Source organism: Okeania sp., from assembly GCF_035285525.1.
GTDB lineage: Bacteria > Cyanobacteriota > Cyanobacteriia > Cyanobacteriales > Microcoleaceae > Trichodesmium.
In genome coordinates, this window is sequence record NZ_JAYKGW010000162.1 from 20,584 (window position 1) to 37,537 (window position 16,954).

The window sequence follows — 16,954 nt, forward strand, 5'->3', positions numbered from 1 at the left end:
CAGTAAGAAATTATTGTCTCAGTCTAAATCAGAATGATTATAATTTTTAATATCTACATTTCATACATCTTATTTAAAAAGGTCAAATCTTCAACTTAAATAGGTTGTAAGATTTTATTGTAGGGGTTTGGTCTCCAAACCCCCTACAATTTTTTCTCACAAATCATTTTTTATGGCTATATTAAAAGAAGAGGCTTTAAATCTCTGAAGATAAATTATCAATTATTCATCTATGAACATAACTAATTTTATGAAATTTATCGGCTCTATTAAAATGGCTATTCCTCTATTATCTGCCATTTCTATTATCTTAATTGGAGCAACATTTTATGAATCTCAAGTTGGTTCAAATATCGTGCAAAACGAAGTTTATAAAAGTCTTTGGTTTGGCATATTAATGTTTTTATTAGCCGTAAATTTAGGGGTATCTGCTATGTCTCGTTACCCTTGGCGCGGGGCAAGAAAAATTGGCTTTGCCCTGACTCATTTTGGCTTAATTATTATTATTGCTGGTTCTGCTGCGGTGATTCATTTAGGCGTTGAAGGAATGTTGTTAGTTAGAACCGATGCTCCAGGAAGTAATTTGATTAGAGTTGAAGGAGATTTATTAGAAGTAATACCTCCAAATCAAGAGTTTGAACAAACAGATATTTTCATTAATTCTAATAGTTCTATATATCCTAATTCTGTGGCAGGAATTTCGGTTTTAGGATACAGTGAAAATGCGATTAAAACTGTTAGCTTTACTGAAGGTACAACGGCTAATAATCCAGCAGTGCTTCTCAGTTTAAATAGTAATCGGATGGGGCAAAAATTAGAACGTTGGTTAGCGATCGCTCCGACAGGTTATAATCAAATTTCACTAGGTCCAGCGCAGTTAGAAATTGTCTCTGTTGGCAATGAATCTGATTTAGATTCTCTGCTATCTTTTGCAGGGGAAACTATTAGCGATCGCCAAGAAAATATAAAGTTTGTAGCTAATAATGAGTCAACAAATTTAGATTACTTTAAAGTTATTGTTACAGATTCAGGAAAACTTTATTTTGCTGCTAATTCTTCTCAAGGTTTTAAGTCGGGAAGTTGGGAACTAGGCGAATCTATTACTCCTGGTTGGGCAGATTTTCAGATCACCTTAGAAAAGTTTATTCCCCACGGCAAAATTCAACAAGAAGTTACGCCAATATCTAATCTTATGGGAACAGGAAATCCTGCTTTATTAGTAGAAACTCCTGGTGGAAAAAAATCATGGTTATCTTGGGGAGAACCGACAGTTATTGAAGATAAAATGGGGGAATGGTTAGCAGCTTTTAGTCCGAAATTTTTGGAGTTACCTTTTGCTATTAAATTAGAAGATTTTATTGTAGAACGTAATGAAGGTTCCGATAGTGTGGCGATGTGGACTAGCAAAATTAGACTAGAGGATTTCCATGAAGGATTGGTAAGCGATCGCGATGTTTGGATGAATCATCCTACTTGGTATAAAGGTTGGAAAATTGCTCAAGCTTCTTGGAACCCTGGAGATTTAAACCAATCTACTTTACAAGTTAAGCGAGAACCTGCTTGGGTAACGGCTTTAACTTGGACGGGTTCTGGTTTATTAGTATTAGGAATAGGTACTATGTTTTATGGTCCGATAATTGCTAATAAAATAAGGTGACACAAGCATCTTGCTTGTTGGGTAACACAAGCATCTTGCTTGTTCTGTAACACAAGCATCTTGCTTGTTCACCAATACATATAAAATACAGCCTAGAAGGCTGTGTTACATTAGAAAAATACAGCCTAGAAGGCCGTGTTACATTAGAAAAATACAGCCTAGAAGGCTGTGTTACATGAGGGACAGGAAAAGACAGCCTAGAAGGCTGTGTTACATTAGAAAAAAGCAATGTCTTACAGTAAATTTACTTTAGAAGAAGTTTTAACTAAATTCAATTTAACTTTAGTTGAAAACGTAGGTAAATTTAACAATTTACCAGAAGTAACTCCTAGCAAATTATTAGCAGAAACTTTAGAAGATAATATACCATTAGCAGTAGCAGTTGCTACAGAAAAAGCTCGTTCCGAATTAATAATATCGCCAATTTTAGTGGCAGTTAGAAAATATTTAGATAAACAAATTAGTTTATTTTCTGGAATAGAATTTAATGTTAATCTTGAGTTAGAATTAAGGGGTTATTGCGATTTTATTATTAGTCTTTCTAGTCTACAAAGTATAATTCAAGCACCAGTAATTGTTTTAGTAGAAGCGAAAAATGATAATATAAAATCAGGTTTCGGTCAATGTTTGGCAGAAATGGTTGCTGCTCAAATTTTTAACCAAGATAAAGGTAATCAAATTTCTAAAATCTATGGAGCTATTACTACTGGAACTACTTGGCAATTTTTAGAACTAGAAGGTAAAAATGCAGTATTAGATTTAGAGGAATATTCTGTTAAAAATTTACCAAAACTTTTAGGAATTTTAATTGATTTTTTATCGTAGGGGTTTGGTATCCCAACCTACTCTATAATTTTACCTTTTTCAATACCTACTTTTTCTTACTTCTAATGTCAGGGATATTATGTCAAGAATTTACCAAAACTTTTAGGAATTTTAATTGATTTTTTATCGTAGGGGTTTGGTCTCCAAACTGAAGAGAATAGCAGATGTTGTCAAATTTTATCGTAGGGGTTTGGTCTCCAAACCGAAGAGAATATCAGATGTTGTCAAATTTTGTTTTTTTATATAATATTTATCAAAAACTTTTTTATAAGGAGAAACTTCAATGATTAATCTATCTTTAACATCAGAATTAGAAAGCTTTATTAATTCGGCGGTGAAACGTGGCCGATATTCTTCTGCTGAAGAAATGGTTAGCACACCGTTGCAACTGCTTCAAGAAAAAGAGTTAGAACGAACTATGCGACTTGAAGAGTTGAGAAAAGAAATAGCGGTGGGTATTGCAGATAGTGATAGGGGTGATGTTTTTGATGGAGAAGAAGTAATAAAAGAATTGTGCGAAGAAATTAAGCAAGGGTGTATCTAAAGATTTTGAAACGTTCTTTTAACCATCAAATATTAATTGATATTGTTAATGTAGGAGTTATTTAATCTATGAGGTACAGTTTTATATCCCCCCTACCCCCCCTTTGCAAGGGGGGAAAACTTCAAAGTCCCCCTTTCAAAGGGGGATTTAGGGGGATTAACTAATTATAAATACACTTCATAACTGTGAGAACCGCTATATATATTTAACTAATTTTACAGAGGTACTTAATAATGAAAATAATTAATTTTATCATCGGACTTTTTCTAGGAATCCTAATAATTTCAATTCCTTTTAATCAATTTCAATCTTCTACTCTTGAACCTTTACAAACTTTAGCAGTTCAATTCGATGGTAGAAAAAAACCACTAGACACAGTAGCTAGAGAAACTGTTGCTCAAATTCACGGTAAACTTAATTATCAAACTACTAATAAAGAAGATTTAGATTATCTCCAAATTTATCTTTCTCTCTGGTTTAATAATCGTGATTGGAACGAAGAACCTTTTATTCTATTTAGTTATCGTCCTCTGAAAGAAAAAGTCGGACTTAACCCCGAACAAAAATACTTCTCTTTTGTGGAATTAATGGAATCAAAATTAGGTTCTTTTGTTCTTGCAACTAGAGAAAAACAAAATAATGAACAAGACTTAAATAGAGACGAACGAGAAGCATTAGCTCTAGAAGAAAGATTAGCTTTGATGATAGATACAGTCGGACAAAATACTCTACCTTTAATTCCTCATCCCACAGATATTAAAGGAACTTGGGTAAGTATTAATCGAGGTTCTGAATATTATCAACCTAATCAAATTGAACCATTATTAACAACTTACACCAATCTCAAACAAACCTATAAAATTCATCCTGAACAATTATCAATTTTGGGAGAAATTTCCCAAAAACTACAAACTCAACTCCGTAATTTAAGTAACAATATTTATCCCACATCTGCAACCTTAAAACAAGAAGTTAATTTTTATAAATTACATCCATTTAGAAAAGCATGGATATTGTACACATTCGCCTTTTCCTTGATGTTAATAATTCTCCTATTTCCAAGTTTTACAGAAGTTACTCAGAAACCCGGTTTATCAATCAAATCTCCTGATTTAAAAAATAATCACGACAATAAACCCGGTTTCTTAATTGGTTTACGTTTTAACCTTTATTGGCTGATAATAGGAACCTTTATTTCCGGTTTATTAATTCAAACTTATGGCTTTTGGGAAAGAATGCAAATTGCCGGCAGACCTCCAGTTACCAATATGTATGAATCAGTAATTTGGGTAGGATTTGGCATCGCAGCGATCGCTCTTTTATTTGAACTAATTTATCGAGCCAAATATTATCTCCTAGCTGCTGCTCCATTATCAATTTTTTGCCTTCTTTTAGCAGATAATTTACCAGCAGTTCTCGACCCCAGTATTAAACCATTAGTTCCAGTTTTACGAGACAATTTCTGGTTAAGTATTCACGTTCCTACTATTACTTTAAGTTATGCCAGTTTTGCTCTGGCATTTGGATTAGGGCATATACTTTTAGGCAATTATCTATTTACTCCCCAATCAAAACCAAGAATTAAAAGTTTGGCAAAATGGAATTATGGAGTCTTACAAACAGGAGTATTATTATTAGCAACTGGCATAATTTTAGGTGGTATTTGGGCACACTTTTCCTGGGGTCGTTTCTGGGGTTGGGACCCGAAAGAAACCTGGGCATTAATTGCTTTAATGTGTTATATTATTCCTCTGCATGGAAGATTAATTGGTTGGCTCAAAGATTTTGGTTTAACTGTTACCAGTGTCTTGAGTTTTAATGCAGTTTTAATGGCTTGGTATGGGGTAAACTTTGTTCTCGGAACAGGATTACATAGTTACGGTTTTAGTACCGGAGGTTCAGAACTTATTGTTGGCAGTTTTGTCGCTTTTGATTTACTATTATTGTTAATAGTTTTCCTTCGCCATCGAAGTTCGTTGAGTGCTGAACAGACTTTACCTCCAGAAGAAAAAACCACTACTTTTGTAGAAACATCAAACCAAATTTAATACCATTTATCAAAAACTTTTCTACATTTTCTTGTTTAAGTAGAAAATAGAGGAGTAGGTAGGGACGTTGCATGCAACGTCCCTACGGGGAAATAGATATCAGAGTAGAATGTGGTTCTCTAGCTCAAAATATTGATTCAGAACTTTATGAGGTACTGATAACTAATAACTAATAACTGATAACTGATAGCTGATAGCTGATAACTGATAACTAATAACTAATAACTGATAACTGAAATGGAACGTCGTACTTTTTTAAATTGGGTAGGAGTCGGAATGTTAAGCAGTTTTATTCCTGTGGCAATAGCTGCTTGTCAATCCACTCAAACTAATAATTCTCCAGCAAATAAAACAGCAACAAAAATTGATACTTCTATTCGAGAAGATGGATTTCAAGCATTAGGAACTGTAGAACAATTAGAAACTGAAGGGGAAATTATTGATAGAAGAAATGCCGCAAAACCAGTGATAATTTTTCGTAACCCAGATACTAATGATTTAGTAGCAATTAATCCTATGTGTACTCATCAAGGTTGTACTGTAAAATTGGATTTAGAAGGAAAACAATTAGCTTGTCCTTGTCATGGTTCTAAATTTGCCTTTGATGGTAAAGTTATGAATCCTCCTGCTACGGAAAATTTAGATATTTTTGCTGTTAAACAAGAAGATAATTTACTGTTAGTAAAAGTGAATTAAATTAATTAATAATTATAACAGTAGTCGTAGGTTGGGTTTCGTGCCTCAACCCAACATTAGTAACATAGAATCAGGATAATCATTCTCAAGTCATTGCGACTCGAACGGAGTGGAAAGAAGCAATCTCGCAAAACCCCTGAGATTGCTTTCTATCCTGGGAATCACTACTGTTCAAGAAGATTCTATATAAAGAAGGTTTTGTTGGGTTTCGTCCCTCAACCCAACCTACATCTACATCCTATCCCCCCCTTCCGAAGGGGGGTTAGGGGGGATACTACTAAACAATATTAATATTCAAATTATACCTACTCCTACCGCCTCCCACTGGGAAAACCTCCAAATAATAAACACCAGGTTCCAAGACATTCTCAATAAACTCTAAACCCAAACCATCCACATTTGACTGACTAATTAGACTTTCCACTTCATCATACAACTTAATCCCCAAATCTTGCACAAAACCATCCACAAAAATACTCACGAAACCTTCCTCCTCCACCTCAAAACGGAAATAATCTTCCGTATCTCGATCTACACCTCCAATGGTAAACCCAATCTCATCCCGAACCGAGATTTGCTTTGATGTCAAAACACCTAAGTCAATAACATCTGGGAAAGGTTCCGGTTTCGGTTCATCATTATCCCGAATAATACCAACTGCCTTCCCATCTACCAACTTAGCATTTTTCGCACGACTGAGTTTTACCTCAAACTGCTCATTGTTCTCATCGCGAGTATCCCCCAACACCGGAACACTCACCACCTTTTTCTTTTGCCCTGGCTTAAACTTCACCACCCCACTTACTTTCTCATAATCTTGCCCAGACTTAGCACTACCATCCACCGTTACATAATTTACCTCCACTATTTCCTGAGTCGCTTCACTCAACTTCACCTCAAACTTCATATTTTTCTTACCGCTGTTTCCTTCCGTAACTTTAGCATCGCCGATAATAACTTCCGGAATAATAACTGTTTCATCATTATCCCGAATAGTACCGACTGCTTTTTTGTCAGACAACTTAGCATTTTTAGCACGACTGAGTTTTACCTCAAACTTTTCATTATTTTCATCTTTGTTATCTCCCAACACGGAAATGCTCACTTTCTTTTCCTTTTCCCCTGGTTTGAAAGTCAGTACCCCATTTTTCTTTTGATAATCTTGCCCAGATTTAGCACTGCCGTCAACAGTGGTATAATTTACTTTTACTGTTTTATCGCTGGGGTTATTTAATTTTACTTCAAACTCCATCTTTTTCTTACCTCTGTTTCCTTCTGTAACAGTGGCGTCGCTGATGGATATTTTCGGAGGTGCATCGTTATCGACGATAGTACCGATGGCTTGCTTATCCTGAAGTTCCGCATTTTGGGGGCGACTGAGGGCGAGTTTAAATGTTTCGTTATTTTCGTCGCGCTTATCTCCCAGGATGGTGACTGGGATGGTTTGTTGGGTTTCTCCTGGTTGGAAGGTGAGAGTGCCTTTGGTTAGTTTGTAGTCTTGGTTGACTTTGGCGGTTTCGTTGATAGTCGTGTATTCGACTGTGATTATTTGGTTACTGGGGTTGTCTAGGGTGACTGGGAAGTTGGCGGTTTTGTTGGTGTTGCCTTCGGTGATGTTAGTGTCGGAGATGGTGATTTTTGGGGTAACGGTTATGGGGGTTGTGTTGATGAGGACGGATACATCGTCTGATCCTCCATTTGCCACAGCTAAATCTGGAAGACCGTCTTCATTAAAATCTTGTACTGCTACTGATCTAGGGAAGCCTCCCACATCAAAGTTAGTAGCTGCACCAAAACTACCGTCACCTTTTCCTTGTAATACCGATACGTTGTCATCCCCGGAGTTCGCTGCAACCAGATCGGGAATGCCATCTCTATTCAAATCTTCTACTGCTAATGAAAAAGGTCTGTCTCCTCCCACATCGAAATTAGTAGCTGGGCGAAAACCACCATCACCTTTTCCTAATAAAACTGATACGCTGTCATCTAAACCACCGTCTGGCCATGAACCAATATTTCCTGCAACCAAATCAGGAATGCCATCTCTATTAAAATCTCCTTGTGCTATTGAATAAGGCTTCTCTCCCACGCTAAAATAAGTAGCTGTACCAAAACTACCATCACCTTTTCCTAATAATACTGATACGTTGTCTGAATATCGGTTAACCACAGCCAAATCGGTAAAGCCATCTCCATTAAAATCTTCTAGTGCTACTTCTTCAGGAAAGTCTCCCACCCTAAAATAAGTAGCTGTACCAAAACTACCATCACCTGTTCCTAATAAAACCGATACCCTATCTGAAGTACTGTTCACCATAGCTAGATCGGTAGAGTCATCTCCATTAAAATCTCCTCCTGCTGAAGAACTTGGATCGAATTGCACGTTAAAATTATTAGTACTTAAAACAAAACTACCATCACCTTTTCCGAATAACAGTGATACCTTGTTACCCCCTACCACAGCCAAATCGGTCAAGCCATCTCCGTTAAAATTTCCTTCTATTACTGCCCAAGGACCATCTCCTGCTCCCACACCAAAATTAGTAGCTGAAGCAAAATTACCATCACCCGTTCCTAATAACACTGATACATTGTCATCCCTAAGGTTCGCCACAGCCAAGTCAACAAGCCCATCTCTATTAAAATCTCCTTCTGTTACTGACTCAGGCAAGTCTCCCACCTCAAACCTACCAACCTCCTCAAAATCAACCCCCTGACTCGCCTCCACCCGAATCACATCACCCCCAAACACATCATTCCAACCCCTAGTCTCTACCTCATAATCCCCCTGAAACACATTACGCCAATAGGAAAACTCCACTGCATCCCCCTCATACCAAGACGGCAACACCTCTACCTCAACCACCTCAACCACCTCAACCACATCCACAACCTCTACCCAATCATCCTCATCCAAAAACTCCAACACCTCCGGTTCACTCAACTCCTCACCCTTCACCAACCGACTAAACAACGCACCCTCATCCCCTGGGGAATCCTCCTCATGCAACAAGCCATCCAAAAAATGCCCAGTCTCCTCCAACAACACATCCTGCAACAACCCATTATCAACACCGAAACTTCCATCCAACAAAGAATCCGCCAAATAAACCGTACCCGTCAAAGCATCATAAGCACCAACCGCCGGATACATATTAGCAGTAGGCAAAACCCGAATCCCCGGTAAACTTTCCCCAGTCAAAATATTAATAATATCTTCTTTCCCCGCTGCCACATCCACCTCTTGACCAAAAGCGGTCTGCATATCCGTAGCGAAATCCAGCTCCAAAAGAAAATCTGCCAATTCATCCCGGACTGTACCCCAAGCATCGTGGATAAGGGGTTCAATAGTGTCCGGTTCCAGGGATGCACCCATGAAATACTCAATTTCTGGGAGAAGCTCGTCCGTTTCTACCGGGAAACTTATTTGGTTGTCCGGTAGAAGGTTGTCCATTTTTCGCCCTTAGGGTAAAAAAATTAATTCATAAAAATATTAGCAATTATATTTAGAGTTGTCAAGAGGGTTTTAGATAATTAAAAATTATCAATTATTAATTAAATATTGTAGGGGCGGGTTTCCCTAGAGATTTAGGAAAAGTTCATAAACTGAACAAAACCCGCCCCCACATCTAGGGTTTTTCATCAATCCGCCCCCACATCTAGGGTTTTTCATCAACCCGCCCCCCACATCTAGGGTTTTTCATCAATCCGCCCGCCAGATTTTGAGGTTTGACACAAGAGGGCGGGTTTAGTTAAATTTGGGCTGAAGCCAAGAAATGTCTAATGAAACCCGCCCCTACGATAAATTAATTATCAATTATTCATTGCTTAGAGCCAGAGAGAATCTAGAAACCCGGTTTCTTCAAAAAACCGGGTTTCTACCTCCCGCGTAAGTCATAAATGTCATTCTAGCGATCGCCTTTTTAGTTATCAGTTATTAGCGTCAACTTTTTATCATACCATTTATGTTTGGTTTAGAAATGAGGTTTAACACCCCTTATTTCCCGAAAGGGTTACTGGCCATTTACCCCTTCATTTTTCGTAATCATTATCTTTAAGAAATATGGAGAATATAATTGGGTTTTACTGAAATAAATTACAGTATAGGAATATACAGAAAGAACAGCATAGATGTAGGTTGGGTTTTGTTCCTAAACCAAACAAAAATTTTACTCTCCTACAAAAAGTAGCGATCGCCTAACTTCTGAGTTGCTCAAGGCGGTACGTTAGATTTCATTTTATTGTTGGGTTACTCTTGCGGAGAAGCAAGCTACGTTCCCTCAACCCAATCTACGTTTACGGATCAATTAATTATTAATTATCCATTATCCATTATTAATTATCCAAAATGACTTTATTTACTCGCGAAGAAGTTATTGCCGAATTAAAAGATAGTAAATCTTTTCATCAAGCGGAATTAAGTGTTATTAATTTAGAAGCACTTAATTTAGATAAAGCCGATTTTTCGGAAGCTTATTTAAGACGGGCAAATTTCTCAAATACTTCCTGTCAAGGCACAGATTTTTCCGGAGCATTTTTGATTTTTGCTAATTTATCTAATGCTAATTTATCTCAATCTAAATTGTGCATGGCAGAACTAAATGCTGCTGATTTAGACAGTCTAAATATCCAAGAATCTGATGCTACAAAAGTCAATCTTTTTGGGGCAAAATTGAATAAATTAGAAGGTTCATCAGCGGTCTTAAAAAAAGCGGATTTAAGAGCAGCAACTGGCACATTTATGAACTTAAATAGTGCTAATTTATCAGCAGCAATGTTAGATGGAATTGATTTTTCAGAAGTTGATTTAAACAATGCTAATTTATCTAAAGCCAGTGGATATGCTGCTAAATTGAGGAAAATAGCAGGGAAAAGAATTGAATTAGAAAAAGCAAATTTTAGAGGTGCTTGTTTTATAGATGCGGATTTAAGTGGAGCAAATTTATTAGCTGCTGATTTTACAGGTTGCCATTTAATTTCTACAAATTTGCAGGGAGCAGAATTATTAGAAGTTACTTTAAAACAAGCAAAATTAGAAAATGTAGACTTGACAAATGCTAGTTTATTTGCTGCTAATTTAGAGGGTGCAAGTTTATCTCAAGTAAATTTAACTAACTCTAATTTACAGGATGCTAATTTAGAAAATACAATTTGGGAGGAGGTAAATTTTGATAATTGTAATGTTATGGGTGCAGTTTTTACTAATGCTCGTGGATTAACAAAAGAACAAACAAAATGGTTGCACAAAAATGGCGCTTTAAATGTTTAGGAAATAGGTAACACAACCTTCCAGGTTGTTACAGCCTGGAAGGCTGTGTGACAAAGATTATTGCAGTGCGGGTATCTTGTCTGCGATGAGTCTACCTAATAATATAGGCAGTAATAGTAGTGGAATAAATGTAGGTTGGGTTGAGGAACGAAACCCAACAAAAATTGTGTTCCCTGCTCCCCAACGCTAAGGCGTTCATGTCGCGTTAGCGAAACAACCCAACCTACGCCTAAATTATTTAATTATTCGGTAAAAATATCGCAGTGCGGGCATCTTGCCCGCGATGAGTTTACCTCATAATATACGATTATTTCAATTATTCATTAGTAATTATTGATTATTCATTCGTAATGTTTTGTTGGGTTTCGTTGCCTCAACCCAACCTACGATTATTTCAATTATTTATGATTCATTCGTAATGTTTTGTTGGGTTTCGTTCCTCAACCCAACCTACGATTATTTCAATTATTAATTATTAATTATTCATTGCCAAAACAGCGCTACCAAAAGCTGCATCTGTATAAACAGCTTTCATTGTCGGTACTCCTAAATACCGTTCCCTAATCGCGGTAAAAGTAGGATTTTTCGCACCACCTCCAGCAGTATAAACTTTTGTGAGGGGAGCTGCGCCTAATGCTTGCAACAGTTCATAACCTCGTAATTCTATTTTGGCAATACCTTCCAGCAAACCATGAAGAAATATGGTAGAATTTTCGGGTCTCGGTGCTAATCGTGGTAATAATTCTGGATTATTAATCGGAAAGCGATCGCCTTTCTGCAACAAAGGATAATAATCTAATCCACTTTCCACATTGGAATCTATTTGCTTACTGAAATTTTCTAACTCAAAGTCACTAAAAAAATGTCGCAAAACCGCACCCCCGGTATTAGAAGCACCACCGACTAACCAGAGGTTTCCCAGACGATGACTGTAAATGCCATATTGAGCACTATCAACTCTAGTAGGACTCAAAAGTTTTAATACTAGAGTTGAACCCAAAGAAGTTACAGCTTCTCCGGGAGTATTAGCACCACTGGCAATGAAAGCAGCAATACTGTCTGTTGTACCCCCACGCACCAGACATTGAGGAGAGAGACTAAAATTATTAACTATTTCTGTTGTAACATTTCCGACAGTTGCACCAGGAATAACTACTTCTGGTAACTGGATATTTTTCCCAACTTCAGAATTAATAAAATTAGTCAACCAGTCTGGGTAAGATAAATCACCAACATCATAACCTAACTTCAAAACATTATTATAGTCGCTCACTCCTAATTTTCCATGAAGCAAAAACCCTAACCAGTCTGCTTGATGTAAAAAATAATAAGTTTGATTTGACAGAGAAATGTTTTCAGTCAACCATAATAATTTTGCGAAACTAGAAGTCGCACTAATCACAGGATGATTAGGAGGAGCAATACTTTTTAACTTATCCATGATTGCCACTCCTCTACTGTCGTTGTAAAGCAGTGCTTCCGTCACAGGTTTACCATAACTATTGCACAATAGTACAGTTGCCGAAGTACCATCAATAGCGATCGCTCTAATTTCTTGCCTGATGTTTTCAGGAATATCAGAAATCAGGCTAAATAGAGCATTTTGCCAAACATGAGGCAACTTATTTTCTTCAGCATTTTGCCAAACATATTTTGCTTGCGCTTTCACTTGCAGATTGGAGTCAATCACTACAGCACGCGCTCCCGATGTGCCAAAATCAAGCCCTAAATACATAATGGATAATTAATAATTAATAATTGATAATGAATAGTTCAGGACTTACGCAGATGAACCCAGAAACCCGGTTTCTCCTAAACTTCTATTGCTCAAAACCAGGATTTATCCTAGAAACCGGGTTCCTCTCGTGTAAGTCCTATAATTAATAATAGACATCTTCAGAAATGAAAAATCAAGTCAATTATCGTACATAAATTATCAATTCTTTCTTCCTATTGCCTATTGCCTCTATCGCCCATTGCCCATTTTCCATTGCCCATTGCCTATTCCCTACCTTCGCTATTAACACATAGTTGAATAAATGTCAAAATAAATTTTGTCGTATTAACACTCATTGATGAAGATTTGCAAAATTTTGTAATATCAGTTAAAGTAACTTAGATTACAGAATATAGAGGAAATAACTGAATGGTAGCAACACCAGTCCAAATTAAAAGCGACGTAAAAGATAAGTCTTTGGCCCCTTTAGGAAAGCAAAGAATTGAGTGGGCAGGCCGAGAAATGCCAGTTCTACGCCAAATCCAAGAACGCTTTGCCAAAGAAAAGCCATTAAGCGGAATTAAATTAGCAGCTTGCTGTCACGTGACAACCGAAACTGCTCATTTAGCGATCGCCCTAAAGAATGGTGGAGCTGATGCTGTATTAATCGCTAGTAACCCTCTATCTACTCAAGATGATGTAGCTGCTAGCTTAGTAGAAGATTATGGTATTTCTGTATATGCTAAGAAAGGAGAAGATGCAGAAACTTATCTAAAGCACGTTGAAATTGCTTTAGACCACAGACCAAATATTATTATTGATGATGGTAGTGATGTTGTCGCGACTCTAGTTAAAAACAGACAAGACCAACTTCCTGAATTAATTGGTACTACGGAAGAAACTACTACAGGTATTGTTCGTCTCCGGGCAATGTTCAATGATGGGGTATTGACTTTCCCTGCAATGAATGTTAACGATGCAGACACCAAGCACTTCTTTGATAACCGCTACGGTACAGGTCAATCTACTTTAGATGGTATCATCCGTGCTACTAACGTTTTATTAGCTGGCAAAACTACAGTAGTTGTAGGTTATGGATGGTGTGGTAAAGGTACAGCTCTCCGCGCTCGTGGTTTAGGTTCTAATGTAGTTGTAACTGAGATCGATCCAGTACGCGCTATTGAAGCTATCATGGATGGTTTCCGAGTAATGCCAATGGCAGAAGCAGCTCCTTTAGGCGATCTATTTATTACTGTTACTGGTAATAAACACGTTATTCGTGGCGAACATTTCGATGTGATGAAAGATGGAGCGATCGTTTGTAACTCCGGTCACTTTGATATTGAACTTGACCTAGAAACTTTAGCTAAAAAAGCTGATGAAATCAAGACAGTTCGTCCTTTCACTGAGCAATATAAACTCAAGAGTGGTAAGTCTGTAATTGTATTGGGTGAAGGACGTTTAATCAACTTAGCTGCTGCGGAAGGACACCCTAGTGCAGTTATGGATATGAGTTTCGCTAACCAAGCATTAGCTACTGAATACTTAGTTAAAAATAAAGGTAAATTAGAACCTGGTTTACACTCTATTCCTGTAGAAGTTGATAAAGAAATTGCTCGTTTGAAATTAGAAGCAATGGGTATTGGTATTGATACTTTAACTCCCGACCAAATTGAGTACATTAATTCCTGGACTGTTGGAACCTAATAATATCTAGCACTCAGCTATTAGCTATCAACATTTTAGTTGAGTTTTAGTAATTTATGCTGTAGGGGTTTGGAAACCAAGCCCCTATAGTTGTTAATTTACTCAAAGAAAATTTATCTGAAATAATAGAGTTGTTGGGAAATAAAAACTGGACTTACGGATGGACGCTATTAGTAGCGTTAGCGGTAGCGGAACGCACCAAGGCACTATATGTAGAGCCTTTGCGTAAGTCCTGAAAATTTAAAACGCTCAAAGGCTTATTATATAAAGCTTTCAGGATTTTAAAATTAAAAAACCGCTATAAACTTTGACTGATAGGGGTTTTAGCTATTTTTTTTGCTCAATTCCCAACAACTATAATAATAACAAGACTTACACGGGAGGCGCTAGATATGGAGTATTGGTGTATTACGCTACCGCTAACACACCCTACTGGACTGGACTGTTTCATCTAAAATAGTGCAATAGTAGGGGCGGGTTTATGCGACAATTTTGATACTACTCTAAGATTTATACAAACCCGCCCCTGAGATGGTGGCTTATATCACTGGGGGCGGGTTTATCTAACTGACTTGGAAAACTCGTTGTACGGACGTTGCATGCAACGTCCCTACGGTGAAACCCGCCCCTAGGGCGTCTTACTAATGCACTATTTTAGGCGAAACAATCCACTACCAATAGCGTTCGTGCGTAAGTCCTAAATAATATAGATATAAATTAGTGGCTAAATTATCTGTAGAATTAGAACGATATTTTTTTGATGAAAAATGTCCTCCTAAAGTAGCTTTAGGAGACATTATTGATTTGGCAGGAGAGAGAATTTTTGGCTTTTTATTCGTAATTTTATCTCTACCTTCAGCTTTGCCTGTTCCTGCTCCTGGTTATTCTATTCCTTTTGGAATTTTATTACTTTTATTGGCAGTTCAATTAATAGTTGGTTCTAAAACTCCGTGGTTACCTCAGAGTTGGTTAAATCATTCAATTTCTCTGGAGAAAGTACAAGGAATTTTAAAGTCTGGCATTCCTTGGTTAAAGAAAATTGAGTTGATATCTCGTCCTCGATTAAGTTATATTTGTACAAGTTCTGTAGGTAGAATAGTTATAGGTGGCGCGATCGCTCTAATGTCTATTTCGATGATGATTCCGATTCCTGGTACTAATACTTTACCAGCGATAGGAATTTTTGTGACTGGTTTTGGTTTATTGGATGATGATGGTGCTATTAGTTTGAGCGGGTTGGTTCTTTGTGTAATGGGGGCGACTTTAAGCAGTCTAATAGTGATTTTTGGTTATGAAGTTGTTAAGGGTGGAATCGAGTTCATTAAAAATTCTTTAACAGGTGGTTAGGAGCAAATTAAAATTCAAAATTCAAAAGTCAGAAGTCAAAGGTTAAATTGATCTATATCTTAACTTTACAGCATATTTTGGAGAAATAAGGTACAAAGCGTAAATGGTTAGGACTTAGGGATGAACGCTACTGGTAGTAGACTATTTCATTTTAAATGGTGCATTAGGAAGGCAGCTTAGGGGCGGGTTTATATAAATCTGGGAGTCACCATGAAAATTCTGGCTAAAACCCGCCCCTACTAGGGCGGGTTTATATAAATCTGGGAGTCACCATGAAAATTCTGGCTAAAACCCGCCCCTACTAAGGCGTGTCATTAATTAAGGAAGTTGACAAAATGACTATTGTGTGTTCATCTCCTGTACCTAGCCCTACTTTTCGGTTCAATAGTGCCGTGGCGCATCTTCAATGGTATCAGCGGTAGGGGCGGGTTTCTCAGTTAAATTAACGGTTTTTACCTAAATTGAAGTAAACCCGCCCCCAATGATTATAATGCACACTTTACGAGCAAGGGTGTTAGTCCAATATGTTTCTTTGGCCCACAAAACTTCGTTCCGTCTATCTATATCTAATTGATGACACACCCTAATGCACAGTTTTAGATGAAACGGTCTAGTAGTGGACCGACACAGCCAAAATGGTGCATTAGGATTCAGCGATAACCCTTATATGTCAAAGCTTTCACCTAAAATCTATTGCACTAAATTATTTGTGTCGGTCTAGTAGTGGACTGACACGCCTAAAAATGTAGGTTGGGTTGAACGGCAGTGAAACCCAACAAAACCTTGTTAATGTTGGGTTTCGTTCCTTGCTCCGCAACCCTAACGGGAACAACCCAACCTACGTCTAATGCACCATTTTAGATGAAACGGTCTAGTAGAATGTGTTAGCGGTAGCGTAACTGAGCAAGAATCTATATATAGTACCTGTGCGTAAGTCCTGATGGTAAAATTATTGTAGTGCGGGCATCTTGCCCGCGAAAAATAGTACATAGTACCTCATAACATAAAAAAATAATAACCCTGTAGAGACCTTCCATGGAAGGTCCCTACTTTGTGGTTTGATCAAATGAAAAGCTCTGTAATATCAAATCCGCTTAATTCGGTAGAAAAAAATGTTCTATTTTCAAGCATTACCAAAGCTCCC

The 16,954-nt window shown here is 37.3% G+C and carries 10 protein-coding genes; 8 read left to right on the top strand and 2 right to left on the bottom strand.

Annotation, left to right across the window (positions count from 1 at the left end; all coding sequences use genetic code 11):
* The first annotated feature begins 232 nt into the window (after positions 1-232).
* From VKJ25_RS15365 to VKJ25_RS15385, 5 genes are all read left to right on the top strand, one after another.
* Positions 233-1,657 carry a cytochrome c biogenesis ResB family protein gene (locus VKJ25_RS15365; RefSeq protein WP_324237509.1) on the top strand — a complete coding sequence of 475 codons (1,425 nt, stop codon included), beginning with the start codon at positions 233-235 and terminating at the stop codon, positions 1,655-1,657.
* Positions 1,658-1,885: 228 nt separating this feature from the next.
* On the top strand, positions 1,886-2,482 hold the full coding sequence (locus VKJ25_RS15370; RefSeq protein ID WP_324237510.1) for a hypothetical protein: 597 nt from the start codon (positions 1,886-1,888) through the stop codon (positions 2,480-2,482).
* A gap of 283 nt (positions 2,483-2,765) precedes the next feature.
* Positions 2,766-3,026 (top strand): type II toxin-antitoxin system ParD family antitoxin, encoded by a 261-nt coding sequence (locus VKJ25_RS15375; protein WP_324237511.1) that lies wholly within the window; start codon positions 2,766-2,768, stop codon positions 3,024-3,026.
* A 233-nt stretch (positions 3,027-3,259) separates the two neighbouring features.
* Positions 3,260-5,074: a cytochrome c biogenesis protein gene (locus VKJ25_RS15380; RefSeq protein ID WP_324237512.1), complete on the top strand. Its 1,815-nt coding sequence runs from the start codon at positions 3,260-3,262 to the stop codon at positions 5,072-5,074.
* 237 nt (positions 5,075-5,311) lie between these two features.
* Positions 5,312-5,770, top strand: a complete 459-nt coding sequence (locus VKJ25_RS15385; protein WP_324237513.1) for a QcrA and Rieske domain-containing protein — start codon at positions 5,312-5,314, stop codon at positions 5,768-5,770.
* A gap of 277 nt (positions 5,771-6,047) precedes the next feature.
* On the opposite strand, the gene VKJ25_RS15390 is transcribed toward VKJ25_RS15385, so the two are convergent.
* Positions 6,048-9,224 (bottom strand): FG-GAP repeat domain-containing protein, encoded by a 3,177-nt coding sequence (locus VKJ25_RS15390; protein ID WP_324237514.1) that lies wholly within the window; start codon positions 9,222-9,224, stop codon positions 6,048-6,050.
* An 894-nt stretch (positions 9,225-10,118) separates the two neighbouring features.
* Here VKJ25_RS15390 and VKJ25_RS15395 point away from each other — a divergent pair.
* A complete protein-coding gene (locus VKJ25_RS15395) occupies positions 10,119-11,039 on the top strand; it encodes a pentapeptide repeat-containing protein (protein ID WP_324237515.1) in 921 nt (306 codons plus the stop codon).
* Between the two features lie 475 nt (positions 11,040-11,514).
* Here the strand turns inward: VKJ25_RS15395 and VKJ25_RS15400 are convergent, their stop codons facing one another.
* Positions 11,515-12,774, bottom strand: a complete 1,260-nt coding sequence (locus VKJ25_RS15400; protein WP_324237516.1) for an FGGY-family carbohydrate kinase — start codon at positions 12,772-12,774, stop codon at positions 11,515-11,517.
* Between the two features lie 411 nt (positions 12,775-13,185).
* On the opposite strand from VKJ25_RS15400, the gene ahcY reads away from it, so the two are divergent.
* A complete protein-coding gene (gene ahcY, locus VKJ25_RS15405) occupies positions 13,186-14,463 on the top strand; it encodes an adenosylhomocysteinase (protein ID WP_324237517.1) in 1,278 nt (425 codons plus the stop codon).
* Positions 14,464-15,183: 720 nt separating this feature from the next.
* Positions 15,184-15,810 carry an exopolysaccharide biosynthesis protein gene (locus VKJ25_RS15410; protein ID WP_324237518.1) on the top strand — a complete coding sequence of 209 codons (627 nt, stop codon included), beginning with the start codon at positions 15,184-15,186 and terminating at the stop codon, positions 15,808-15,810.
* The last annotated feature ends 1,144 nt before the right edge of the window (positions 15,811-16,954 follow it).